Source organism: Oricola sp. (assembly GCF_022763245.1).
In the GTDB taxonomy this organism is placed as follows: domain Bacteria; phylum Pseudomonadota; class Alphaproteobacteria; order Rhizobiales; family Rhizobiaceae; genus Oricola.
Window position 1 is genome coordinate 499,195 of the sequence record NZ_JALEGV010000041.1, and the last position, 23,094, is coordinate 522,288.

Genomic DNA, 23,094 nt, shown 5'->3' on the forward strand with positions numbered 1-23,094 from the left:
GCGCGCATGTTCATCCAGACCGAAACGACGCCGAACCCCGCCACGCTGAAATTCCTGCCGGGCAAGGTCGTGCTCGACCAGGGTACGGCTGATTTTCGCGACGCCGATGAGGCTGCGGCGCAGTCGCCGCTCGCCGGTCTGCTGTTCGACATCGACGGCGTGACCGGGGTCTTCTTCGGCTACGACTTCATCACGGTCACCAAGACCGACGACACGGAATGGCATCACCTGAAGCCGGCGATCCTTGCCGGAATCATGGAGCATTTCATGTCGGACGCGCCGGTCATGGTGACGGCCGGCGGCGGGCAGGAGGAACTGTCCGGCGAGGAATTCTACGACGCCGACGACGAATCGATCGTCGCCACGATCAAGGAACTGCTCGACACCCGCGTGCGCCCGGCCGTGGCACAGGACGGCGGCGACATCACCTTCAAGGGATACAAGAAGGGCACCGTGTTCCTGCACATGAAGGGCGCCTGTGCCGGCTGCCCGTCCTCGACGGCGACGCTGAAGCACGGCATTCAGAACCTGCTGCGCCACTTCATCCCGGAAGTGCAGGGCGTCGAAGCGGTCTGACCGCGGTCCATCTGGACACACAACCAGACAAACAAAAAAGCCGGGCGAAAACCCGGCTTTTTGCGTTGAAGCTGTAAGGCGTCGGCTTAGCTGACGATCACCTTGGCGCCGACCTTGACGCGGCTGTACAGGTCGATGACGTCCTGGTTCATCAGGCGGATGCAGCCAGAGGACATCGCCTTGCCGATCGACCACCATTCCGGAGAGCCGTGCAGGCGGTAGCCGGTGTCGCCGCTGCCATTGTGCAGATACATGGCACGGGCGCCGAGCGGGTTGTTCAGGCCAGGCTGCATGCCGGTGCGGTACTTGGCGAGTTCCGGCTGACGCTTGATCATTGCCGGGGGCGGCGTCCAGACAGGCCATTCGCGCTTGGCGGCGATGCGGGCCGTGCCGGACCATTCGAAGCCCTCGCGACCGACGCCGATGCCGTAACGCACGGCCTTGCCGTCTTCGAGGACGAGATAGAGGAACTTGTTCGACGTATCGACGACGACCGTGCCCGGCTTCTCGTTCGTCTGATAGCTGACGATCTGGCGACGATACTTGCGCGAGACCTTGCTGACCGGAACGGCGGGCAGCTTGTAGGCGCCGTCCACCTTCGACGTGTAGGCATTGATCATCAGTGACGACCCGCCATCGACCGAGCTACAGCCCGCGAGCGCGGCGCTGACCACTAGCGCCATGGCGATGAAAATGCGTGACCCCCGCATGAATATCTCCTGTTTTGAATCGTCCGCGACGCTCAACTTCCGCCCCGGAATGTACCTAGTACAGAGTCGCGAGCCTGTCACCCGCGACTCTTTAATTGATTAACCGAGACCATTAATATGTGACATGGATCACACACCGAACACCCCTTTTTACGCGGACAGGCCAGAAAAAGGCGAATCATGGCAATCTGGATAGCATGCCCCTGATCGACCTGCATGCAAGGAATCCGCTCGAAGACGGCCGCCAATCGGCCCGCGCGCTGCGAATCAGGCGCGGCGTTCAGGCCCTCTTGAGCGAATTGGGCGCCTCTCATCTGCCCGAACTGACGCTGGCCAGCGGCCGGCGCGCGGACATTATCGCCCTCAACAGGGACGGATCGATCTGGATCGTTGAGATCAAGTCCTCGATCGAGGACATGAGGGCCGACGGCAAATGGCCGGATTACCGCGAGTATTGCGACCGGCTCTTCTTCGCCACGCTTGAAGACGTGCCGGCTGAAATCTTTCCCGCCGATTGCGGCTTCATCCGCGCCGACGCCCACGGCGCGGCGCTGCTGCGCGAGGCGCCGGAGCACCGCCTGGCGCCGGCGCGCCGAAAGGCGGTGACGCTTCGCATCGCCCAGTCGGCGGCGCACCGGCTCTATGCGGCCGAACTGGCAGGCGTCGACCTGCCGGAGTGATCGGTCGGCAGGTCAGCGCGGGGCGCGCTTGGCGAGGATGCGCTGCAGGGTGCGGCGGTGCATGTTGAGGCGGCGCGCCGTTTCCGACACGTTGCGGTCGCACATCTCGAAGACGCGCTGGATATGCTCCCACCGCACGCGGTCGGCCGACATCGGGTTTTCCGGCGGAGCGACCTTCTCGCCCGGCTGGGCGGTCAGCGCCGCGAAGATCTCGTCGGCGTCGGCCGGCTTGGCGAGATAATCGACCGCGCCGAGCTTCACCGCATGCACGGCGGTGGCGATGTTGCCGTAGCCGGTCAGCACGATGGCGCGCGAATCGTCGGGCCGCCTGGCCCTGATCGCCTCGATCACGTCCAGGCCGTTGCCGTCGCCGAGGCGCATGTCCACCACCGCGTATGCGGGCGCGGCCTTGCGCACTTCGGCGAGACCGTCGGCGACGGTCTCCGAGGCGACGACTTCGAATCCGCGGCTTTCCATGGCGCGGGCAAGCCTTTGCAGGAACGCCTTGTCGTCGTCGACGATCAGCAGGCTCCTGTCGGGTCCGATTTCACTGTCTTCTTCCATGCGATTCACCCGTCTTTTCTCGAATTCACTTGTACTTAGCGTATCATGCAGCCGCTTGCATTGACGAACGTGGCCACTCGACAACGACATCCGCGCCTTTTCCTGCCGAGAACGCGTTGGAGAAGCGGACGCTCGCGCCCGACCGTTCCAGAAGCGTCTTGGCGATGAAGATGCCGAGCCCCAGCCCACCGCCGCCGTTTCGCGGCCGGTTGGCGGCGCGCGACAGCTTCAGGTCCGGCTCGCCGAGATGCTCCAGCACCTCCGGCGGGAAACCCGGCCCGTCGTCGATGATGCGCACCCTGACCGTGTCGGCGTCCCAGGCAAGCCGGATCTCGACGCGCTCGCGCGCGAAATCGACGGCGTTCTCGACGAGGTTGCCGAGACCGTAGAGGATGCCCGGATTGCGCTGGCAGACGGGCTCCGTGCCGGCATTGCGCTCCACCGTCGGCGCGATAGTGATGCCGAATTCGCGATGCGGCGCGATCACCTCCTCGAGCATCGTGCGCAGCGCCAGCCGCGTCATGTGGTTTTCCTCGCCCGCGCCGAGCGTGCTCAGCCGCCTCAGGATCTCGCGGCAGCGGTCGGCCTGCGTGCGCAGGAGCGCGATGTCGTCGCGCAGGTTGTCCGGGTCCAGCGGTTCGCGCGCCATCTCCTTGGCGACCAGCGAGATGGTGGCAAGCGGCGTGCCGAGCTCGTGGGCGGCGGCCGCCGCCATCCCGTCCAGCGCCGAGATGTGCTGCTCGCGCTGCAGCACCAGTTCGGTGGCCGCCAGTGCGTCCGACAGTCGCCGGGCCTCTTCCGCCACGCGGTAGGCGTAGAGCGCGGTGAACACCATCATCGAGACGACCGCCACCCACATGCCGGCGACGAAGATCAGCGGAATGTCGATCAGGCGGTGCGGATACCACGGCAGCGGCAGGTGCACGAAGGCGAGCGCGCTGGCGAAGGCCGCCGTGATCAGGGCGAGGATCACGGTGAAGCGCGGCGGCAGCGTCGTCGCCGAGATGATCACGGGCACCACCAGCAGGATGCAGAAGGGATTGGTCAGCCCGCCGGTGAGCGCCAGCAGCCCGGCCAGTTGCGCGACGTCGAAGATCAGCACGGCGAACACGCCGACCGGGCGCAGGCGCTTGTTGGCGGGAAACAGCTTCGACAGCGCCATGTTGAGGATCGCGGCGAGGGCGATCAGGAACAGGCAGGCGACGATCGGCAGTTCGAACCGCAGCACGAGCGCGACGAATGTCACCGCCGCGAGCTGCCCCGTGATGGCGAGCCAGCGCGTGTTCGTGATTGTCGAGAGGCGCAGACGGCGATTGCCGAACCCCGTCCCGGTGCCGAGATCATATTCCATATTGCGTATATACGATGCGCATTTGGGTTTTTAAACGCGTTACGGACACGCTTGCTCAGGACCTCGGCTTGGCGCGGGTCGTGGGGTCCGTGTTGGCCGGATCCTCGGGCCAGACATGTTTCGGATAGCGCCCGCGCAGATCGGCGCGAACCGCCGCCCAGGATCCCGCCCAGAAGCCTGGCAGGTCCTGCGTGCGCTGGATCGGCCGATGCGCCGGAGACAGCAATTCGAAGGTCAGCGGCACCGAGCCGCCGGCGATCGAAGGGTGAACCTTCAGGCCGAACAGTTCCTGCACGCGGATCGAGACGACCGGCGCCGCGCCGTCGGCCGGATAGTCGAGCAGGATGCGGCTGCCGGTCGGCGCGGTGAAGCGCGACGGGGCGAGGTCGTCGATGCGACGCTGCTCGCCCGGCGGCACCAGCAGCATCAGCGCGTCGCGCAGGGCCGCCGAATCGAGCCCCGAAAGGGTCACGGCACCCTGCAGGAAGGGCGCGATCCAGTCCTCCAGCCGCTCCAGCAGCGCGGTGTCGTCCATGGCCGGCCACGGCGCGCCGAGCCTGGCATGCAGCCATGCGAGACGGGCGCGCAGCTGCGCGACCTCCTTCGACCATGGCAGAAGCCCCAGCCCATGGGTGCGGATGCCGGCGAGGAGCGCCGCGGTCGCCGCTTCGCCCGGCTCCACCCGTGCGGGCGCGCGCGACAGGATCACCGCGCCGAGCCGTTCGACCCGCCGGGCGGTCAGGGCGCCTTTCTCCTTGTCGAAATCCACCTGTTCGCCGCGTTCGATGCGGTCCGCCAGCCGGTCGCGCACCTCGTCTTCCGCCACGGCGGTTGCGGCGGTCACCCGGCCCTCGCGGGTGGCGCCGGTGACGTCGGCGACGACGACGAAGTCCGCGCCGGCCAGCGCCTCGGTCTCCTCCATGAAGACGCCGCGGCCATTGGCCATGACGAAGGTGCCGTGCCGCGCGCCGCCGCGGGCCTTGGCCACCCGGTCCGGATAGGCGTCGAGCAGCATCGCGCCGGCGCCCGACAGGGCGTCGCCTTTCGGCAGTCGCAGGCCGGAGACGCTGCGCTTCGCCAAGTCGCGCAGCCGCGCAAGCTGCCCGCCCTTGCCGCGCAGCGCCGCATCCAGGCGGTGGCCGATGTCGATCCCGGGTCCGCCCGCGCCCCGCTCGGTGACGAGCAGCGCCAGCAGCATGCGCCGAAACGCGTCCTCGCGCCCTTGCGCCGACACCACCATGGCGGCCAGCCGCGCCGGCAGGGCCAGGTCGCGCATCGCCTCGCCCTTGGCGGTCAGGGCGCCCTTCGCGTCCAGCGCGCCCAGCATGGTCAAAAGCGCGCGCGCCTCGTTGAGCGCCGGCTTGGGCGGCGGGTCGAGGAAGCGGAGCTGCGCGGGATCCGCGACGCCCCAGGCGAGGCAGTCCAGCGTCAGCGAGGTCAGGTCGGCATTGAGGATCTCGGGCGGATCGAAGGCGGCGAGCGCGCGCGTCTGTTCCTCGCGCCACAGCCGGATCGCGATGCCGGGTTCCGTGCGACCCGCGCGTCCGGCCCGCTGCGTCGCCGCGGCCTGGCTGACGCGCCCGGTCTCCAGCCGCGTGAGGCCCGAGCCGGGGTCGAAGACGGGTCGTCGCGCGAGGCCGGAATCGATCACGACGCGCACTCCGTCGATGGTGATCGAGGTCTCGGCGATCGCCGTCGCCAGCACGATCTTGCGGGTGCCGGGCTCGGGCGGCCGGATGGCGCGGTCCTGCTCGGCAATGTCCATCATGCCGTAGAGCGGCGCGGCAAAGGCGCCTGCGGGCAGGCGCCCCTTCAGCGTCTCGGCCACCCGGCGGATCTCGCCCTGGCCCGGCAGGAAGACGAGCAGGCTGCCGGTCTCCTCCGCCAGCGTCTTGCGGATGACACGGGCGACCGCCTGTTCGACGCGCTCGGTGCCCGGCCGGTCCTCGTGGCGGATGTCGACGGGAAAGGCGCGGCCCGCGCTTTCGATGACGGGCGCGTCGCCGAGCAGCGCGGCCACGCGGGCCCCGTCCAGCGTCGCCGACATGACGAGGATGCGCAGATCCTCGCGCAGCCCCTCCTGCACGTCGAGCGCGAGCGCCAGGCCGAAATCGGCGTCGAGGCTGCGCTCGTGATATTCGTCGAACAGGATCGCGCCGATGCCTGAAAGCTCCGGGTCGCCGGTGATCATCCGCTGGAACACGCCCTCGGTCACCACCTCGATGCGCGTCTTCGGCCCGACCCGGGTGTCGAGGCGCATGCGGTAGCCGACCGTTTCGCCGACCTTCTCGCCGAGCAGTTCGGCCATGCGCCGCGCCGCGGCCCGGGCGGCGAGCCGGCGGGGCTCCAGGAGGATGATCTTCGCGCCGTCCAGCCAGTCCGCGTCGAGCAGCGCCAGCGGCACGAGCGTGGTCTTGCCTGCGCCGGGCGGCGCGACGAGCACCGCGGCCGGGCCGGCGGAGAGCGCGCCCGCCAGATCGCCGAGGATCTCGGTGACCGGCAGGCCGGGCAGGGGCTTCACGCTCATGGCGCCCCGGTTCCGATCTCGATCACCGTTCCGCCGGCCGCCTTCGCGTCCGCCTCGTCATGGGTGACGAGGATCACCGGCAGGCGCGAGCGTAGCGCGCGCTCGAAGACGAGATCGCGAATCTGGTCGCGCAGCCGCATGTCGAGCTTGGAGAAGGGTTCGTCCAAGAGCAGGAAATTGGGTTCGGCGAGCAGCACCCGGGCAAGCGCCACCCGCGCCTTCTGCCCGCCCGACAGCGTGTCGGGGTCGCGGTCGAAGAAATCCTCCAGCCCGACATCGGCGAGCGCCGCCTCGGCGCGGGCGCGCCGTGCCGCCTTGCCCTTCACGCTGTCGGGCAGCGCGAAGACCAGATTGCCGCCGACCGACATGTGCGGAAACAGGAGCGCGTCCTGGAACAGGATGCCGGCATGGCGCTCCTGCGCCGGCAGCGCGATGATGTCGCGTCCGCCGCAGAGCACCCGTCCCGACGATTGGAAGACCGGATCGAGAAACCCGCCGATATAGGCGAGCAGCGTCGATTTGCCAGAGCCGGACGGCCCCATCACCGTCAGCGTCTCGCCAGGCCGCACATGGCTGTCGACGGCCAGCAATTCGCGTCCGTCAAGCAGGATGCGCACAGCATCGAGGCGAAGGCCGGCATGGGTCTCGTCAGGCAAGCTTGGCTCCGGGTCGGGTCAGGCGACTTTCATGGCGCGGCGGTTGCGGAAAAGCAACGCCGGCACGATTGCGGCAAGGGCGAAGCCGAGAAACGGCAACAGCATCTGCAGGAAGGCGTAGATGCCGATCACGCGGCGGTTGCCGCCCGCGCCCAGCGCGACGGCCTCGGTCGTGATCGTCACCAGGCGCCCCGCGCCGATGAGCAGCGTCGGCAGATACTGGCCCACGGAGACGGCGAAGCCGACGGCCATGGCGGTGAGCACGGCACGCGCCAGTATCGGCAGGCGGATAGCCAGGAAGGTCGTGCGCCTGCCCTTGCCGAGGCCGGCCGCGATCGCCTCGAAGCGCCGGTCGAAGGCGCGCCAGGGCGCCGACAGCGACAGGAAGACATAGGGCAGCACGAAGACCATGTGGACGAGGACCAGCGCCGTCCATGTCGCACCGACGCCGCCATGGGTGAGGAACAGCTTCAGGCCGAAGACGAAGCCGGCCTGCGGGACGAGCAACGGCAGATAGAGGAAGAACAGCGCCCGGTTGCCGCCGCTGCGGCCGGTCTCGCGCTCGCGCTCCAGGCTGGCGATGACGATCGCAGCGGAGAGGAGCGTGGCCGCCAGCCCCACCGTGATCGTCGTGACCAGCGGATCGCCGATCCGCGGCAGCGTCTGCGACCAGCCGCGCAGCGACAGCGAGGCCGGCAGGACATTGGGAAACTGCCAGAGACCCGAGATCGACCAGAGCGCCAGCACGGCAAGGCCGCCGAACACGATCAGCGTCGTCAGCCCCATCGCCACGATCGCGACAAGGCGCGGCGCCATGTCGGCCTTGTAGCGCCGTCCGCGGCCGGCGAGCCGCCGCATCGCCATGCCGCAGAGCTTCTCCAGTCCCAGCCAGATGACGAGCGCGGCCAGCGTGACGCCGAGCTGCAGCACGGCGCCTGACGAGGCCATGAAGCGCGAGGAGAGATCGGGGTCGTTCATCCATTCCACCAGCCGCACCGGCAGGGCGGCCGGCGTGGTCGGACCGAGAATGACGGCCACATCGACGGCCGACGACGCGAAGGCGATCACGGCGAAGACGGCAAGCCGGATCTGCCGATAGATCGCCGGCCATGTCGTGAACAGGAAGCCGGCGACGCGCCCGTAGCCGAGCGAGGCGGAAAGCCGCGAAGCGGAGGCGAGCGGCACCTGCGGCAGGGCGGCCAGCGCGATCAGCAGCAGGAACGGCACTTCCTTCACGATCAGCCCCGCCATCAGCGACAGGCCGAGCGAATCATGCACGATCAGCCAGTCGGGCGGCCGCGTCCAGCCGGTCGCCCAGGGCGAGAACAGCCGCGCCAGGAAGCCGGACGGCGCGATCATGAAGGCGAGGCCGAAGGCAGCGGCGGCGTGCGGCACGGCAAGCAAGGGCGAGACCAGGGACTGGATGACGCGGAACGGCCGCGTCTGCGACCAGCCGCCGATGAAGAGGGCGACCAGCCCGACCGAGACCGCGGCCGTCACCACCCCGGCGGCCAGCGCGATGGCGCAGGATCGCGCCAGCCCCGGCTGGGCCAGCACCTCGCCGAACGGTTCCAGCGACAGGCTGTCGCCGCCCAGAGCCGGCAGATAGCCGAAGGCCGGCAGCACCGTGCCCGCCAGCCCGCCGATCACCGGCAGGGCCAGTATGGCGATGGCGAGCGCGGGCGCGAAGCGCAGCACGGGGGCGTCTGAAGGTCAGTTGGCGACGCCGTAGCGGCGCGCCCATTCCTCCTCGATCATCGCCATCCAGGACGGGTGCGGTTCCGGCAGGGCGGGGCCGAGTTCCTCGGGCTTGAGCGTGGCGACGCCGAGGTCGAGCGCCTCGAAGCGGGCGCGGTCCTGGTCGTCGAGCTTGCCGATCGCGAGAACCGTCGGATCGCCCCAGACGGTCGGATCCTGCTTGCGCGCCTGGGCTTCCGGGGACAGCAGGAAATTGGCCGTCACCAGCGCGCCGGCCTTGGCCGCGGCATTGTAGGGGATGGCGACGAAATGCGTGTTCGCCAGCGTGCCGCCGGAGAAGGTGAAGGAGCGCACGGTGTCGGGCAGCAGGTCGTTGGCGATCGCCGAAGAGGCCTCGGCAGGGTTGAAGGCGAAAGTGATGTCGAGTTCGCCGTCGGCGAGAAGCTGGCTCATCGACGGGTAGTCCTTCGGAAAGGCGCGTGCCGACCGCCAGAGATGGGGATGCAGCGCATCGAGATAGGCAAAGAGCGGCGCGGTCAGGTCGGCGAACTCGTCGGCCTTCACCGGTTCCAGCAGCTTCGCCGGATCCTCGATCTTCTCCGACAGGATCTGCTTGAGGAAGGACGAGCCGATGAAGTCCGGCGGCTGCGGATAGGAGAAGCGGCCGGGGTTTTCCGTCGCCCATTCCAGCAGCGCGTCGGCGGAATCCGGCAGGTCGGAGGCATCCGTGCGCGCGCTGTCGTGGAAGAACACCAGCTTGGCCATGCCCCAGGGCGATTCCATGCCGTCCGTCGGGATCGTGAAATCCGTCGTGATGGTCGGCTTGGTCTCGACGTCGACATAGCTCCAGTTGGGCAGTTGCTGCGCCCAGCCGGGACCGTAGAGCAGGCCCTGCCGCTTCATCGAGGCGAAGTTCTCGCCATTGATCCAGATGAGGTCGATCGTGCCGTCCTCGTCCTTGCCGGCCGCCTTCTCCGTCACCACGGTGGCGACCGCGTTGGCGGTGTCGTCGAGCTTCACATGCACCAGCTTGACGCCGAAGCGGTCGGCCAGGACGTCGCCGACCCAGTCGACATAGGCGTTGATGTTTTCCGAGCCGCCCCAGGCGTTCCAGTAGACAGTCTGCCCCTTCGCGTCGGCGAGAACGGCGTCCCAGTTTGCGGCGTTCGGCTCGGCGGCCGTCGCGAGCGACGTGGACAGGAACAATGCGGCGAGCGCGGCGGAAACGAATCGCATCGGGAAACCCCTTCGGACAGGCGGACAATCGTGAGGGCGAACCATAGATGGGGCCGCGCCGAGGTCAATCGGCGGCCCGCTACACGGTTTCTCACATTCCGGTGAGAGGGGCGTGTCACCGCGCCCGCTCGAGAGGAGGGAACTCAGTCGCGCTGGGCGATCTCGATCCTGCGGACGAGCTTTTCGGGCTGCGGCCGGTCGAGGTCGATGGCGAGCAGGCCGTTCTTCAGTTCCGCGCCGAGCACGCGCATGCCGTCGGCGAGCACGAAGGCTTTCTGGAACTGCCGCGCCGCGATGCCGCGGTGCAGGAACTCGCGCTGCGTCTCGTCCTCGGCCTGCCGGCCGCGGATGACGAGTTGCGAATCCTCGGTGGCGATTTCCAGGTCGTCGATGGAGAAGCCGGCGACGGCCAGCGTGATGCGCAGCACGTCGGCGCCGTCGCAAACGACGCGCTCGATATTGTAGGGGGGATAGCCGTCGGAGCTCTTGGCGATGCGCTCGAGCGACTTTTCGATCGTTTCGAAGCCGACGAGCAGCGGGCTCGAAAAGGGCGGTACGCGCGCCATGCCATGTCCTTTCAAGCGAAGCGACATTTTCTGGCGAACCCGACGATGGCATTCGCCCCTCCGACTGATATGGTTTGGCCCTTACGCGATTGCAAGCATCTGACAGGGGCAACATGACCGAGCGCCGCGCCATCATCATCGACACCGATCCGGGCCAGGACGACGCGTTGGCGATCCTGCTGGCGCTGGCCAGCCCGGAATTCGACGTCCTCGGGATCACCGCCGTCGCCGGCAACGTCCCGCTGCCGCTGACCCAGACCAACGTCCGCAAGGTCTGCGAACTGGCCGGCCGGACCGACGTCAGGGTCTTCGCCGGCGCGTCGCGGCCGCTCGTGCGCGATCTCGTCACGGCCGAATACGTTCACGGCAAGACCGGCCTCGACGGCCCGGAACTGTCTGAACCCGTTATGGAATTGCAGGCCCAGCACGGCGTCGACTTCATCGTCGAAACGGTGCGCGAACGCGCTTCCGGCGAGGTGACGCTGTGCACGCTCGGCCCGCTGACCAACATCGCGCTGGCGCTCAACCGCGCACCCGACATCGCGCCGAAGATCCGCGAGATCGTCATGATGGGCGGCGGCTTCTTCGAAGGCGGCAACACCACCCCGGCCGCCGAGTTCAACATCTACGTCGACCCACACGCCGCCGCCGCCCTCTTCCACTCCGGGGTGCCGATCGTGATGATCCCGCTCGACTGCACACACAAGGCGCTGACGACGCGCGCCCGCATCGACGCGATGCGGGCGAAAGGCACCAAGGTGACGGATGCCGCCGCCGCGCTGATCGATTTCTTCGAGCGTTTCGACGAGGACAAATACGGCACCGACGGCGGCCCGCTGCACGATCCCTGCGTCATCGCCTGGCTGCTGCGGCCCGATCTGTTTTCAGGCCGCGACTGCAATGTCGAGATCGAGATCGGCTCGGAATTGACCATGGGCATGACGGTGGTCGACTGGTGGGGCGTGACCGACCGCCCGAAGAACGCCCACGTCATTCGCGACATCGATTCGGATGGGTTCTTCGCCCTCCTGACCGACCGCATCGCCCGGCTGTGAGCCGATCCAGGCGCCCACGGGCGGGGTCGGAAAAAATACGTCGAAAAATACCATTTCGGGCCCCGCAACGCCGTTGACTTGGCGCCCGCCGCACCTTAAACGGTGCGGCCTAGCCAAACCCGTGCCCAGATGGCGGAATTGGTAGACGCGCACGGTTCAGGTCCGTGTGCCGCAAGGCGTGGAGGTTCGAGTCCTCTTCTGGGCACCACTAGGCTTCTTGAAAGCCCTTTTTCTTCAATGATATCATAGACCTGAAGGTCCGAGCGGTACACATCGCGGTACACGAGGACTACACAATGGGTCTTGTCTTGAAGCACGTTGTCCAGACAAAGAGCGGGGCATATCACTACCGGCGAAGGGTGCCGAAGCACCTGAAAGAGATCGTCGGGAAGACGGAACTGAAGCGGTTCCTAGGGAAAACCCAGACAGAAGCACTGGCCGCATACCCTCAGGTTCACACTGAGTTTGAGCGGGAATTGCGACAGGCGGAGCGGAAAGCCAAGGGGCAGCCAGCATTGCCTGAAGCGCCTCTTAGCGATCTGGACCGGTACTATCATCTCATCAAGCGGCTACAGGAATTCGGCGTTGATCCTTTCGAGGTCGAATATGATGAGAATGGTTTGCCTGCCGATGAAGCCTACAGAGGCGCGGTCGCGGATTCGATCATAGACAGCTACGGGAAGACGCTACCTGAATGACCTCAAGGCGATGATCAATCATGCGATCATGGAGGAAGAGCTAAGCATCTCCAGTCCCTTCAAAGGTCTGACTATTAAGGTCGAAGGCTCAGGGAAGGAAGAGCGGACATCGTTCACACAGGCCGAACTGAAAGCTATCCGGGGCCAACTGGAACGGCACGGCAATTCAGAACTGCGGATGATATGGGCGCTCTTGGAGTATTCCGGGTGCCGCCTGTCGGAAGTCTCCAAACTGATGAAATCGGACCTGTTCATCGAAGGGGAGGACATCCCCTACATCCGCATACAGGCGAATGACCGGCGGGGCATAAAGACAGCGTCATCGATACGGGAAATCCCGCTTATGGGCGAGGCGCTGGAGACGACGAAGGAAGCTGTTGCGTTGTCAGGGGACAGTCCATTCCTGTTTCCCCACTACGGCTCGAAGGTGAATGATGAAGCGGCTTCTCAGGCGCTCATGAAGCACGTCAGGACGGTTACAAGCGATCCGAAGAAGGTAGTGCATTCCCTTCGCCATACGCTGTCTGATCGGCTGAGAGTGGCCGGCGTGGCAGAGGAAGTGATTTCAGTGGTGCTTGGACATAAAGGCCACGGGATGACCAGCCGGTATGGCGGCAGAGAAGCGCGATTGAAGCTTGCGGCTGAAGCCCTCAAACAAGTTCAGCAGGACTAATCGCTACTTACCGCCCTTACCGAACACATAAGCCAACGCTGCTAAAGCCACAGACAGTGATCGTTCTGCATTTGTGAACCACATGTCCCCATTTACAGGCTGGTTGTAGGCCGCAATATAGAGGCCGATCGCCACTCCGAACGCTAAGAGAACCGTAACCAGAGCGGCAGTGGTCGGAATGCTTTTTCCGTCACCAAAAAGGTTGCCGACAAACCCTAAATTCTGGGCATTCATGGCTTCCCGGTGACGATTGTCTTCCCGCTTTAGATCAAGCTGAAGCTTTGCCGCATTCTCTAATGCGTTTTCAAGTTCAGGGTCGTTGTCGTCAGATTGAACGACTGCGCCTTTTGCAGTCTCTCTGTCAGACGCCATACTCGAAGGAAAGTCGATTCTTGATCATAGGAACGGATACCGCAAAAAGGCGCGACAGTGATTCGACAGAATTGCTCTGCCAATACTGGTCTAGCAGGAAGCGTGGCACAAGCAAATGCGCGGCAAACGCGTTCGCTTCCTTTTCATACGGATCATTCCCGCCGTATTCAGAATCCCTGAGAAGGATGCGGTACTGATCGGAAGAGGCCCATTCCACATGCAGTAGCGCATGACCGAGTTCATGAGCTACCGTGAACGTCTGACGCAACGGGTATTCATCGCGATTGACGTAGATGGTCTGCTCATCGAAATCATAGAAGCCTGAGATGTTATTTGCTTCGCCCGAAAACTCGACAAACAACACCTTAAAGCCCTTGGAACGAGCGATCTCGACTGGATTCACAGGGGGCGCGGTTACATCGAATTCGGAATGCAGTCCGCGCACAACGCGCTGGACTCGCGCGTAGTCCGGCTTTTTCACCACATCCAACATCTGAACTGACCTCCAGTTAACACTGAATATAAGGGATAAATCGAAATTTGTCAATAGATTCAAACTGTTACACTATCTCAAGCAATTACAATGTGTTAAGTGCTGGACAATTGTGGAAAACGCCCTGAAGTCGAATCAGTTCCCCACTGTCGATTTCACCGAAAAATCTGAAATGGGAATGTGAGGGTGGGCGGTGGCGTCTTCCCCCCATAGGGGTTCCGTCCGGCCTGAAAATCGAAGGCATGCCCGGTAGGCCGTGAAGACCGCTTAATACAGATGGTGGTGGTAAGGCCTGAGCGTTCCCGGCTGACAGTAACTACGCCTCACAACGTATACTTTTTGAGAGAGGCTCTTGACGCGTCTCTTTTCATGTCTCAAATATGCATTCTCTAAACCTCTAAGGAGATATGAGACATGGCAACAGTCGGATATGCGAGGGTGTCGTCACTCGGTCAATCTCTGGAAGTCCAGAAGGAGAAGCTGACAGCCTTCGGAGTAGACAAGCTCTTCGAAGAGAAGAGATCGGGAATGGACAGCGCAAGGCCTGCCCTCAAGCAGTGCCTAGAGTACCTCAGAGAGGGGGACACGCTGGCCATCTCGCGAATAGATCGATTGGCAAGGAGCGCCGAAGACCTGCTCAGGATCGTTCGGGAACTGGAAGCCAAGGGCGTGACGCTCAAGGTGCTAGATCAATCAATCGATACGCGGGATGCAGCCGGTAAAGCCTTCCTTGGAATGCTGGCAGTGTTTGCCGAGTTTGAGAACAGCATTCGCAAAGAGAGGCAGATGGACGGGATCGCCAAGGCGAAGGCGAAAGGCGTTCAGTTTGGCCGGAAGAGCCTTCTGACAGATGAGGCGGTTGAAGAGATCAAGTCCCTGAGAGAGGACGGAAAGACCGTCCCTGAGATCATCAAGGCAACAGGTCTTTCCAAGGCCTCTGTCTATCGCGCGCTAGGCAGGTAGCTCTATTCGACTCACAGAAGGCTCAGGAGAGGCGTCTGGTTGAACGTAGAGGAAGACGCTGGCGAAGGCCGGAACGCGAATCCTGAGTCAACTGTGAGCGAAACTGAGGGGATGCAGACAGGGAAGGCGTAGGTTTTGGCCTTCTGTGTCTCTTTGTCCCTGCATCAACTGAATTGCGGCTACGCCTTGCGGGATGGGCTTAAGCAGCGCCCATCTTCCGGCGGACATGCCATCACACTCGTGAGTCGGATGCCATCATATGCGACTCATGGCAATCGACATACTGCGCGAACAGCAGTCGCATACCGGCAATCTGCGTCTCGTGTTTCCGTCGAGTGCATCACTCGAACGGCCGATCAGTGAAAACACGATCAACCAGGCCTTGCGACGGATGGGCTTTGAAAAACACAAAGCGACCTCACACGGATTTCGCGCGACCGTGCCCACGCTTTCGAACGAAACTGGGCTATGGAACGCCGATGCAATCGAAGCCGAGCTTGCCCATGTCCGCGGCAATGCGGTCCGGCGCGCTTGCCACCGCGCCTCCTACTGGGAGGAAAGTGTCAGAATGGCCGAGTGGTGGGCTGAGAAAATTGGGGAGGTTTTGGGCGAAGAAGACCTTTAGATACATCATCTGTCGGTGAGAGCGCGCTGGACGAACGGCAAGTGATGTTCCCCTTTGCTTCCGATGCAAAGCTGCCCGCTCAGCGTTCTGTTGACAAACAACCGCTCTGCGCCTGCATGTCGGACATACATCTGTACTGAAGTCCGCCTCGAAAGCCGCCGTTCGCTGTGAGCGGATTGTTCGTCCTTTAACGCCGGGGAACAGGCTTTCGCGAAGCGCGTCCAAACTCAAAATCGGGCGAGCAATTGCAGCTCACTGCTCTCTGAGCGCGAGATACGTGGATGTGTTGGTGGAGTTTGAGCGTCTGCAAATTGAGTGATTTTTGGAACTGTCGTTCTGGTTGCGCCGAGTCCATATGCAGAGATCTGTTCCGCGCCGAGTCTGTCTTGGTGCCCATGAGTGCGGCGCAGGTCAGCTCGTTTGATGTTCGGATCGACGGCGACCGTCGACATAGGCGTTGCCGGATGTTTGTCTCGAACCCGGGAAGAAAAATGAAAAGACCGGCAGACTGGCTGCCCCAAGAACGCCGGAATCTGGTCCGAGGCGCGAAGCGGCGAATGGCGCGTTCGTCAAGCCGCGCGACGGGCCTGGCAATGATTTGCCCGACAAGGTGTCGACCAGGCGCTGGTTCATTCGGTGCGGGAGGCGCCCGCCGATGATGATGATTTCCGGATCGAGGAAGGCGGTGATCACACGGCCAAGCGTCGCCAGTTGCTCCGATGCACGGTCGATCCAGGCTTCGACAGCTTCGCCCGCCCGCGCCACGACCTCTGGGATTTCCGCAATATCCTCAATTTCAATGCCGGCCTTCACCAGCGTTTCGACCAAGTCTTGTCCCGAGGGGCGGGGCGTACCGTAGGGAAAGAGGACGCCTGGCTTGGAAGCATTGCCATGTGCCCCGCGAAAGAGCTTGCCCTGGATGATGGCGCCCCCGCCCACCCCGTGGCCTATATGAACCAGGAAGAACGTATCGTAACCGGCGCCATGGCCATATAGGTATTCTCCGAGCGCGGCGCAGGCGCCGTCCGTGTCGACACTGCAGCGCAAGTCAAGCGCATCCGCGAAAAGAGGGGCGAGCTTCTGTTCATGGAAGTCGGGAAAGTGACTGTGGGCCAAAAGGGTTTCGCCGTCCTGCGAGAATCCGCCCGGTAGGGAAAAGCCCGCGCCGACTATTCTCCCCCGATCGATCCCGGACATTTCCACTCCAGCGTCCAGCCGGTCAGCGGCAAGGTGGGCGATACCCTCGGGCGTGACATCGTCGATATCGACCTGATCGGTGAAAACGATGTTGCCGGCGATGTCGACGATCGCCAGATCGAAACGCCCGCGCATGAAGTTGACGCCGACGGAAAAGGCTTGCCCCGCCCTGACGGCGAGGTTCTTGCGCGGCTGCCCCAATTGTCCCGCGCGATCCGCCTTCTCACTCAGAAGGCCGATTTCGACGAGGCCTGAAACGAGCCGGGAAACCGTCGTCGGCGTCAGGCCTGTAATCTCTGAGATCTCGGAGCGGGAGATGTTTGCGCGCCTGTGCACCAGTTCGAACAATTGGCGTTCGTTGAAGGTGAGTGGGGCGACGCGGTTCGACATGCGCCGATAATGACGATTCGCAATCCGGTCGGCTAGATCGTCAAGCCAAGATAATTAATTTGCGCAATGTTATTTAAGTGACACATAGGTGGCGTAGCGTTGGAGGCGCCGGCAAGGCCGGCCCATTCCAACCGAGAGGACACAGCCATGACCATCTCCCGCAATCTTCGCGTCGCAGGTCTTGCGGCCTTTTCCCTTTCCTCGTCCGTCGCCTTTGCCGGCGACCTGACGATCTACACACCGCAATCGGCCGACCGTACCGCCGTGATCGAGGAACTGGCGGAAGCGAAGCTCGGCTTCGACATCGATTTCGTGAACATGGGCGGCGGCGAGGTCTATGACCGCGTGCTCGCCGAACGCAACAATCCGCAGGCCGACGTCATCTTCGGCCTGATCGACTTCCTGACCGCGGGCCTGAAGCAGGAAGGCCTGCTGGAAAAATACACACTCGACGCGCTGGACGGCCTGCCGGACATCTACAAGGATCCCGACGGCTATTTTTACGGCTACCGTCAGACGCCGATCACCCTGTCATACAACACCGATATCCTGTCTGGGGAAGAGGCGCCTCAGACCTGGGAAGAGCTCTCCGATCCGAAATGGGAAGGCAAGTTCATGATCGGCGCGCTGACCTGGCAGACGACGCGCGCGATCCTCGCCGGCCTGTTCACGCGCCAGATCGACGAAACCGGAGAAATGACGGAGGAAGGCTGGGACTGGTTCGCCAAGTTCTACGCGAACGCCGTTGTCTTCGAGGAGGGCATGAACCGCCCCGAAATGATCGCGAACGGCGAAACGCCGCTGTCGCTGAACCATTTCCTGGGCGTTCAGCGCGATGCCGAGACGGGCGGCTACAACTACGCCTATATCGACACGGAAGGCGGCACGCCGATCGTCGTGGAGCGCAATGCGATCCTGAAAGGCACGGACAATATGGAGCAGGCGCTCGCCTTCCTCGAATATGTCCAGTCGGTGGAGTTTCAGGTCGAGAACGCCGAACGGTTCGGCGTCATCCCGGTTCATCCGGACGCCATCGCGCAATCGCCGGAAGACGTGCGCAAGAGCGCCACGCTTCTCACCCCGCAGCCTATCGACTGGGACCTCATGGCCCGCAATCTCGACGGCTGGCTGGAGCGCATCCAGCTCGATCTTCTCTGAGGAAACCGCTTCACCCGGGGGAGCGCGCGGCGCTCCCCTCACTGTGCGAGACAAGCGATGATCACGCTCGAAAACATCGACATTGCCTATGGTTCGACCCCGGTTCTGTCGGATCTTAGCCTGCATGTCCCCGAAGGCGAGTTCTTTACGCTTCTGGGGCCGTCCGGCTGCGGCAAGAGCACGCTTTTGCGCGCGATTTCCGGTTTCGTGCGTCCCTCGCGCGGCCGGGTCATCATCGACGGCCGAGACATGACCGCATTGGCGCCGGAGGATCGCGGCATCGGTGTCGTCTTTCAGAATTATGCGCTGTTTCCCCATCTGAGCGTCTACGACAATGTTGCGTTCGGGCTGCGCGTGGCGCGGACCCGGAAGAAAGAGATCGAAGAGCGCGTGTCGGAGGCGCTCGAGCGGATCGGCGTCGCCGACCATGCGCGCAAGAAGCCCGCCGAACTCTCGGGCGGCCAGCAGCAGCGCGTGGCGATCGCCCGGGCGCTCATACTCGGTGCGAAGATCCTGCTTCTCGATGAACCGCTCTCCAATCTGGACGCCAAACTGCGCGAGGCGATGCGCGACGAGATCCGCGACATCCAGCAACGCCTGCGGCTGACCACCGTCTACGTGACCCACGACCAGGCCGAGGCGCTGGCGCTGTCCGACCGTGTCGCCGTGATGGAGGCGGGGCATCTGTGCCAGGTCGGCCCGCCACGCGCGCTTTACACGCAGCCCGCCACACCCTTCGTGTGCGCGTTTGTCGGCGAATCGAGCCGCCTGGCCGACACCGACGGCATCGCGCCCGCGAGCTTTCAGGGCGTGGCCTTCGTGCGGCCCGAGGATGTGCATCTGGGCGAAAAGCCGGGAGAGGGCTGGGTGACATTCGACGCCGTGCTGGACCGCGCGGTCTTTCAGGGCGCACGGGTTCGGCTCTTGCTGAGGCGCGGCGACAGCCTCCTGCTGGCCGACGCGCCCGGCTATTTTGACGATCGCGCGCCCGGCGAGACGGTGACGGTCTCCATCCATGCCGACAAGGTTCACCGTTACCCGGGAGACCCGGCATGACCGATGCTGTCCTTGCGGTCGGTCGCGTGGGTTCGATTCGGGGCACGCGGATGATCCGCACCACTTTGTTCTGGGCCGCTGTTCTGGTTCTCGCCTGGGCGATTGTCGCCTTCCTCTACGCGCCGCTCGCCTCGGTGCTGGGCAAGGCCTTCCTGGCCGAGGGGCGGGTAACGACGGAAACGATCGCCCGCCTCGCCGACTCTCGCAATGTGCGCCAAGCCCTGTGGAACACGGTGTGGATGACGGCGGCGACGTTGATCACGGTCAATCTTGTCGGCCTGTTCCAGGTGGTCGTTCTGGAATTCGTCAATGTGCGCGGGTCGGGATTTCTGAAGATCGCCTTTGCGACTCCGCTCGTGTTCAGCTCGGTCACGGCGATCACCGGCTACAACTTCGTCTATGGCGATCACGGAGCGGTCACGGAGCTTCTGACCTGGATCTTTCCAGAGATGGAGCGGCGTTGGTTCCGTGGCTGGCCTGCGGTTCTGATCGCCCACAGCTTCCTGATGACACACTATCATTTCCTGTTCCTGCGCGCGGCGGTCAGGCGGGTCGACTATTCCACCGTGGAGGCCGCGCGCAGCCTGGGGGCGAGCCCGTTCACCGCGCTCGTGCGCGTCGTCTTCCCCGTCGTTCTTCCAACGGTCTTCGCCATCTCGCTCCTCGTCCTGCTTTCGGCGCTCACGTCCTTCGCCGCGCCGGCGATTGTCGGCGGGCGCGAATTCAGAATGCTCAACCAAATGATCCTCGGCCTCAACAGTATCCGCCGTGCGGACATGGCCGCGATGCTGGCGCTGATGCTGGGCGCAGTGTCGCTGATCGTCTTCCTGGCACTGCGCTGGATCGAAAGCCGCGGGCGCTACACCGGCGGCGTGAAAACGCCTGTTCCCATGCAACGTCTCGACATCCGCAACCGCTTCGCCAACACGGCCGTGCACGCTGTGGCCTGGGCGTTGTTCGTGATCTACGCGACGCCGGTCGTGCTGACGATCCTGTTCTCCTTCGCGCCGTCGGCGTCGATCGCCATGGACGTACTGCCGTCGAGACTGACGCTGTCGAACTATGTGACCGTGCTCACCGAAAGCCAGACGGTCGAACCACTGATCAATTCCGCAGTCATGTCGCTGCTCGCTGTCGGTGTTGTCCTGGCGCTCAGCCTGTTCGCCAGCCACCTGATCGCACGCTACCGGCATGTTTCGCTCGCGGTGCTGGAGTTCTCGCTGTTCATTCCATGGGTTCTGCCGTCGTCGCTCGTGGCGATCGGGCTGATTATCGCCTATGACGCGTCCGCCCCGATCCTCTTCGGCAACGTGTTGCTCGGCTCCTACGCCATCCTGCCGATCGCCTATGGCATCCTGATCGTGCCGATGATGGTGCGTCTGATAGGCGCGTCGATGACGGGGCTCGATCCGACGCTTGACGAGGCCGCGCGGGCTCTGGGCGCGGGGCCGCTGGAGCGGTTTGTGAGGGTCACTCTGCCATTGCTCGCGCCCGTACTGATCCTGGTTTCGGCGCTCGCGTTCAACGACCTGATCAACGAGTACACTGTCTCGGCTTTTCTCTACAATCCGAACAACCGGCCGCTCGGCGTCGCCATCGCCAGCATGGCGGCGAGCAGCAATCCCGAACAACTCGCCCAGGGACTGGTCTACGCCACGCTCGTGATGGGCTTCTCCTTCATCATCATCCTCGTCGCCGACCGGCTTGGTCTCGGCCGCGCGCCACTTTCCGCTGTCTGATTCATCCTCAGGAGACACTTATGGACACTTGCATCACCGTCTGGCACCTGCCGAACCACGAACGCTGGTTCGACGAAGGCATCCGCCACTCCCTGCGCGGTATTCGCGAAGCGGGCTTCACCCATGTGAACTGGAACCCGGATGCCGGCTATTCCTACGTCTACGCGTCGTCGGAAATGGACCACATCGCGGCCATGCTGGACGAGGCGGGGCTCAAAGCCTGGTCGATCCACGGTTCGCACGGAAAGAACAAGGTGAGCGAAGTGGGTGCGCCTTTCGTCGAGACGCGCAAGGATTTCCTGTCGCCGGTCGAATGGCAGCGCCTTGCCGGTCTTGACCTCATCCGCAATCGGCTGGAGCTGGCGCAGCGGATCGGTTCGCCCAATGTCGTCATGCATGTCGATCTTGACGAAGCGGCGCTGCGCGATCCGGAAGAGAATGCGGCCTTCTATGCGCTTCTGCACCGGTCCTTTGACGAAATCGCGGACGACTGCGGGCGGTCCGGCGTGCGTATCGCGGTGGAAAACCTCAATGCCGCCCCAATGGAACGCACTTTGGAAATGTACGAGCGCCTGTTCGAGCGCCACCCGGCGGAAGTCGTCGGCCTATGCTACGATTGCGGCCATGCTGAACTCTCCGAGCCCGGCGGCTTTCGCATTCTGGAGCAATTCGGCGAACGCCTCATCTCGACCCATCTGCATGACAACCGCTCGGTGCGTGACGATCATCTTTTGCCTGGCGACGGCAATATTGACTGGGATCGGCTGATCGACCTGATCGCCGCAACGCCCTACGAAACACCGCTTAACTTCGAGACGCCGTATCGCACCTATGGCATGGGTTATTCCTTGGGCGACATGTCTTTCTACGGGCGAGCTTACCGGGTCATTTCGAACATCGAGAAGCGCCTCGCCGAAAGACGCTCGGGCGGCGCGCGGTGAGCGACACGTATCTTGCGGAAGCGGCTTGCGCAATCGCGACGGATGTCGGTGCGTGGTGCCTGGAGCGCTTCCTCGACGCGGATGCGGGACTGGTGGAAATGAAAGGGCCGGCGGATTTCGTTTCGTCGATCGACCGCGGCGCGGAGGATCTGGCGCGCCAGAGGCTCGTCACGCTGACACCAGGCATTTCGATTGTCGGCGAAGAGAACGGCGGCGAGCCGGCTGACGAGTTCTGGGTTCTCGATCCACTCGACGGAACCACGAACTTCCTGAGCGGCCTGCCGATATGGGGCGTGTCGATCGCGCTGATGCGCAACGGGCGGCCGGTCCTGGGTGCTGTCGCCGCACCGGCGCTGGGCTTTGCGATTTGCGGCGGTGAGGACGCGCCCATCGCCATTCGGGGCCAGCTTGGGCGCATGTCGGCGGGGTTCGGCGGACTGGTGGCCGTCGGCCGAAATCCGCAATGGCCAGCTGCCGAGCGGGCGGAACTCGAACGGCAATTGGAGGCAGACGGGCTCACGATCGTCAGCCTGGGCAGTTGCGCCGTGTCGCTCGCTCTGGTCGCGCTCGGACGGCTGCGCGGCTATGTCGAGGCGCATTCGCGCTTGTGGGACTGTGCGGCCGGAACCGCCCTCTGTCGCGCGGCCGGATTACCGGCGAGACTGGAGATGCTGGAGGGAGATTTTGCCGTTTCGATCGATGCAGGAGTATCGCGAGACAATCCTGTCTCCCGACCGAGGTTTGAATTCTGATAGCGAATTTGAAGCGGCGGCTGGGGGGATAAATCCAGACCTTCATCTTTGGAACCTGAATTGAAGAAAGCAATTCACTGATCTTTGGCGCGAATCAAAACGCGTAACCTGGCTCTCAAACAACAAAAGAATGCGATGCCTTTTCCTTCTGTCGAGAAAGCCCCTTGCTTCGTCGAGCTGCATGCCGATCTCAGAAACTTGCGGAAGTGGCAAACCTCGCTCCGCCGGGATCTGGAATGCGACGGATAACCGAATCGCAGCTATACGATGAGAGTTTCCCGACGGCAGACAGGCTGCTCCCGGCCCGGTTGATTCGCCACGCTCGTCTATTCTTCCGACGGGCAATAGTGGCCGAAGGAGTAGGGATATGGGTATGGCACGGTGCAATCCTGCCGCACACGGCAGACCTGCATGGAAC

Annotated in this window: 23 protein-coding genes and 1 tRNA gene; 13 read left to right on the forward strand and 11 right to left on the reverse strand. The window is 63.8% G+C overall.

Translation table 11 applies throughout. From position 1 onward, the window contains the following. The first annotated feature begins 6 nt into the window (after positions 1 to 6). Positions 7 to 576 carry a NifU family protein gene (locus MRY80_RS23070; protein WP_293293590.1) on the forward strand — a complete coding sequence of 190 codons (570 nt, stop codon included), beginning with the start codon at positions 7 to 9 and terminating at the stop codon, positions 574 to 576. A gap of 86 nt (positions 577 to 662) precedes the next feature. Here MRY80_RS23070 and MRY80_RS23075 read toward each other — a convergent pair whose 3' ends face one another. After that, entirely contained in the window at positions 663 to 1,286 is a 624-nt protein-coding gene (locus MRY80_RS23075; protein ID WP_293293591.1) for a L,D-transpeptidase, read from the reverse strand. Positions 1,287 to 1,483: 197 nt separating this feature from the next. Between MRY80_RS23075 and MRY80_RS23080 the strand changes: the two genes are divergently transcribed. After that, positions 1,484 to 1,966, forward strand: coding sequence for an MmcB family DNA repair protein (locus MRY80_RS23080; RefSeq protein ID WP_293293592.1), 483 nt, complete (start codon positions 1,484 to 1,486; stop codon positions 1,964 to 1,966). Between the two features lie 12 nt (positions 1,967 to 1,978). On the opposite strand, the gene MRY80_RS23085 is transcribed toward MRY80_RS23080, so the two are convergent. The 7 genes from MRY80_RS23085 to MRY80_RS23115 form a co-directional block, all read right to left on the reverse strand. Further along, complete coding sequence (locus tag MRY80_RS23085; RefSeq protein WP_293293593.1) at positions 1,979 to 2,530, reverse strand: ActR/PrrA/RegA family redox response regulator transcription factor; 552 nt, start codon at positions 2,528 to 2,530, stop codon at positions 1,979 to 1,981. A 43-nt stretch (positions 2,531 to 2,573) separates the two neighbouring features. Further along, positions 2,574 to 3,881 carry an ActS/PrrB/RegB family redox-sensitive histidine kinase gene (locus tag MRY80_RS23090; protein ID WP_293293594.1) on the reverse strand — a complete coding sequence of 436 codons (1,308 nt, stop codon included), beginning with the start codon at positions 3,879 to 3,881 and terminating at the stop codon, positions 2,574 to 2,576. Positions 3,882 to 3,936: 55 nt separating this feature from the next. After that, the gene (gene hrpB / locus MRY80_RS23095) at positions 3,937 to 6,402 is read right to left on the reverse strand and encodes an ATP-dependent helicase HrpB (RefSeq protein ID WP_293294213.1); all 2,466 of its coding nucleotides are present in this window, start codon (positions 6,400 to 6,402) and stop codon (positions 3,937 to 3,939) included. 2 nt (positions 6,403 to 6,404) lie between these two features. Beyond that, positions 6,405 to 7,064: an ATP-binding cassette domain-containing protein gene (locus tag MRY80_RS23100; RefSeq protein WP_293293595.1), complete on the reverse strand. Its 660-nt coding sequence runs from the start codon at positions 7,062 to 7,064 to the stop codon at positions 6,405 to 6,407. 18 nt (positions 7,065 to 7,082) lie between these two features. Further along, positions 7,083 to 8,762, reverse strand: coding sequence for an ABC transporter permease (locus MRY80_RS23105; RefSeq protein ID WP_293293596.1), 1,680 nt, complete (start codon positions 8,760 to 8,762; stop codon positions 7,083 to 7,085). A gap of 15 nt (positions 8,763 to 8,777) precedes the next feature. Further along, positions 8,778 to 9,998, reverse strand: a complete 1,221-nt coding sequence (locus tag MRY80_RS23110; RefSeq protein WP_293293597.1) for an ABC transporter substrate-binding protein — start codon at positions 9,996 to 9,998, stop codon at positions 8,778 to 8,780. A gap of 143 nt (positions 9,999 to 10,141) precedes the next feature. Next, the gene (locus tag MRY80_RS23115) at positions 10,142 to 10,564 is read right to left on the reverse strand and encodes an Hsp20 family protein (RefSeq protein WP_293293598.1); all 423 of its coding nucleotides are present in this window, start codon (positions 10,562 to 10,564) and stop codon (positions 10,142 to 10,144) included. Between the two features lie 113 nt (positions 10,565 to 10,677). On the opposite strand from MRY80_RS23115, the gene MRY80_RS23120 reads away from it, so the two are divergent. The 4 genes from MRY80_RS23120 to MRY80_RS23135 all read left to right on the forward strand — a co-directional run bounded on the left by MRY80_RS23120 (position 10,678) and on the right by MRY80_RS23135 (position 12,990). Then, positions 10,678 to 11,619 (forward strand): nucleoside hydrolase, encoded by a 942-nt coding sequence (locus tag MRY80_RS23120; RefSeq protein ID WP_293293599.1) that lies wholly within the window; start codon positions 10,678 to 10,680, stop codon positions 11,617 to 11,619. 123 nt (positions 11,620 to 11,742) lie between these two features. After that, positions 11,743 to 11,827, forward strand: a tRNA-Leu gene (locus MRY80_RS23125). A gap of 88 nt (positions 11,828 to 11,915) precedes the next feature. Next, positions 11,916 to 12,317 carry a DUF6538 domain-containing protein gene (locus tag MRY80_RS23130; protein ID WP_293293600.1) on the forward strand — a complete coding sequence of 134 codons (402 nt, stop codon included), beginning with the start codon at positions 11,916 to 11,918 and terminating at the stop codon, positions 12,315 to 12,317. Positions 12,318 to 12,327: 10 nt separating this feature from the next. Next, complete coding sequence (locus MRY80_RS23135; protein WP_293293602.1) at positions 12,328 to 12,990, forward strand: tyrosine-type recombinase/integrase; 663 nt, start codon at positions 12,328 to 12,330, stop codon at positions 12,988 to 12,990. A gap of 3 nt (positions 12,991 to 12,993) precedes the next feature. Here MRY80_RS23135 and MRY80_RS23140 read toward each other — a convergent pair whose 3' ends face one another. Both MRY80_RS23140 and MRY80_RS23145 read right to left on the reverse strand, forming a co-directional pair. Next, entirely contained in the window at positions 12,994 to 13,362 is a 369-nt protein-coding gene (locus MRY80_RS23140; protein ID WP_293293604.1) for a hypothetical protein, read from the reverse strand. After that, the gene (locus MRY80_RS23145) at positions 13,352 to 13,855 is read right to left on the reverse strand and encodes an ImmA/IrrE family metallo-endopeptidase (protein ID WP_293293606.1); all 504 of its coding nucleotides are present in this window, start codon (positions 13,853 to 13,855) and stop codon (positions 13,352 to 13,354) included. The genes MRY80_RS23140 and MRY80_RS23145 overlap by 11 nt, the downstream gene beginning before the upstream one ends. A 414-nt stretch (positions 13,856 to 14,269) precedes the next feature. Between MRY80_RS23145 and MRY80_RS23150 the strand changes: the two genes are divergently transcribed. Together MRY80_RS23150 and MRY80_RS23155 are read left to right on the forward strand one after the other, a co-directional pair. Continuing rightward, positions 14,270 to 14,818: a recombinase family protein gene (locus MRY80_RS23150; protein WP_293293608.1), complete on the forward strand. Its 549-nt coding sequence runs from the start codon at positions 14,270 to 14,272 to the stop codon at positions 14,816 to 14,818. A gap of 259 nt (positions 14,819 to 15,077) precedes the next feature. After that, complete coding sequence (locus MRY80_RS23155) at positions 15,078 to 15,443, forward strand: hypothetical protein (RefSeq protein ID WP_293293610.1); 366 nt, start codon at positions 15,078 to 15,080, stop codon at positions 15,441 to 15,443. Between the two features lie 411 nt (positions 15,444 to 15,854). On the opposite strand, the gene MRY80_RS23160 is transcribed toward MRY80_RS23155, so the two are convergent. Beyond that, positions 15,855 to 17,030: an ROK family transcriptional regulator gene (locus tag MRY80_RS23160; RefSeq protein ID WP_293293612.1), complete on the reverse strand. Its 1,176-nt coding sequence runs from the start codon at positions 17,028 to 17,030 to the stop codon at positions 15,855 to 15,857. Between the two features lie 147 nt (positions 17,031 to 17,177). Here MRY80_RS23160 and MRY80_RS23165 point away from each other — a divergent pair, with 147 nt between their 5' ends. Genes MRY80_RS23165 through MRY80_RS23185 form a run of 5 tightly spaced genes read left to right on the forward strand, consistent with a single transcriptional unit; the run spans position 17,178 to position 22,676 of the window. Then, positions 17,178 to 18,188, forward strand: a complete 1,011-nt coding sequence (locus MRY80_RS23165; RefSeq protein ID WP_293293613.1) for an extracellular solute-binding protein — start codon at positions 17,178 to 17,180, stop codon at positions 18,186 to 18,188. A gap of 57 nt (positions 18,189 to 18,245) precedes the next feature. Continuing rightward, on the forward strand, positions 18,246 to 19,244 hold the full coding sequence (locus MRY80_RS23170; RefSeq protein ID WP_293293614.1) for an ABC transporter ATP-binding protein: 999 nt from the start codon (positions 18,246 to 18,248) through the stop codon (positions 19,242 to 19,244). After that, positions 19,241 to 20,983: an iron ABC transporter permease gene (locus MRY80_RS23175; RefSeq protein WP_293293615.1), complete on the forward strand. Its 1,743-nt coding sequence runs from the start codon at positions 19,241 to 19,243 to the stop codon at positions 20,981 to 20,983. Before MRY80_RS23170 ends, MRY80_RS23175 begins: the two co-directional genes overlap by 4 nt. 20 nt (positions 20,984 to 21,003) lie before the next feature. Continuing rightward, entirely contained in the window at positions 21,004 to 21,924 is a 921-nt protein-coding gene (locus tag MRY80_RS23180) for a sugar phosphate isomerase/epimerase family protein (RefSeq protein ID WP_293293616.1), read from the forward strand. Next, positions 21,921 to 22,676: an inositol monophosphatase family protein gene (locus MRY80_RS23185; protein ID WP_293293617.1), complete on the forward strand. Its 756-nt coding sequence runs from the start codon at positions 21,921 to 21,923 to the stop codon at positions 22,674 to 22,676. The genes MRY80_RS23180 and MRY80_RS23185 overlap by 4 nt, the downstream gene beginning before the upstream one ends. Positions 22,677 to 23,094: the final 418 nt, after the last annotated feature.

Coding starts and splice junctions, on each gene's coding strand:
- MRY80_RS23070 (WP_293293590.1), top strand. CDS start 7: ATGTTCATCCAGACCGAAACGACGCCGAACCCCGCCACGCTGAAATTC.
- MRY80_RS23075 (WP_293293591.1), bottom strand. CDS start 1,286: ATGCGGGGGTCACGCATTTTCATCGCCATGGCGCTAGTGGTCAGCGCC.
- MRY80_RS23080 (WP_293293592.1), top strand. CDS start 1,484: ATGCCCCTGATCGACCTGCATGCAAGGAATCCGCTCGAAGACGGCCGC.
- MRY80_RS23085 (WP_293293593.1), bottom strand. CDS start 2,530: ATGGAAGAAGACAGTGAAATCGGACCCGACAGGAGCCTGCTGATCGTC.
- MRY80_RS23090 (WP_293293594.1), bottom strand. CDS start 3,881: ATGGAATATGATCTCGGCACCGGGACGGGGTTCGGCAATCGCCGTCTG.
- MRY80_RS23110 (WP_293293597.1), bottom strand. CDS start 9,998: ATGCGATTCGTTTCCGCCGCGCTCGCCGCATTGTTCCTGTCCACGTCG.
- MRY80_RS23115 (WP_293293598.1), bottom strand. CDS start 10,564: ATGGCGCGCGTACCGCCCTTTTCGAGCCCGCTGCTCGTCGGCTTCGAA.
- MRY80_RS23120 (WP_293293599.1), top strand. CDS start 10,678: ATGACCGAGCGCCGCGCCATCATCATCGACACCGATCCGGGCCAGGAC.
- MRY80_RS23130 (WP_293293600.1), top strand. CDS start 11,916: ATGGGTCTTGTCTTGAAGCACGTTGTCCAGACAAAGAGCGGGGCATAT.
- MRY80_RS23135 (WP_293293602.1), top strand. CDS start 12,328: ATGATCAATCATGCGATCATGGAGGAAGAGCTAAGCATCTCCAGTCCC.
- MRY80_RS23140 (WP_293293604.1), bottom strand. CDS start 13,362: ATGGCGTCTGACAGAGAGACTGCAAAAGGCGCAGTCGTTCAATCTGAC.
- MRY80_RS23145 (WP_293293606.1), bottom strand. CDS start 13,855: ATGTTGGATGTGGTGAAAAAGCCGGACTACGCGCGAGTCCAGCGCGTT.
- MRY80_RS23150 (WP_293293608.1), top strand. CDS start 14,270: ATGGCAACAGTCGGATATGCGAGGGTGTCGTCACTCGGTCAATCTCTG.
- MRY80_RS23155 (WP_293293610.1), top strand. CDS start 15,078: ATGCGACTCATGGCAATCGACATACTGCGCGAACAGCAGTCGCATACC.
- MRY80_RS23160 (WP_293293612.1), bottom strand. CDS start 17,030: ATGTCGAACCGCGTCGCCCCACTCACCTTCAACGAACGCCAATTGTTC.
- MRY80_RS23165 (WP_293293613.1), top strand. CDS start 17,178: ATGACCATCTCCCGCAATCTTCGCGTCGCAGGTCTTGCGGCCTTTTCC.
- MRY80_RS23170 (WP_293293614.1), top strand. CDS start 18,246: ATGATCACGCTCGAAAACATCGACATTGCCTATGGTTCGACCCCGGTT.
- MRY80_RS23175 (WP_293293615.1), top strand. CDS start 19,241: ATGACCGATGCTGTCCTTGCGGTCGGTCGCGTGGGTTCGATTCGGGGC.
- MRY80_RS23180 (WP_293293616.1), top strand. CDS start 21,004: ATGGACACTTGCATCACCGTCTGGCACCTGCCGAACCACGAACGCTGG.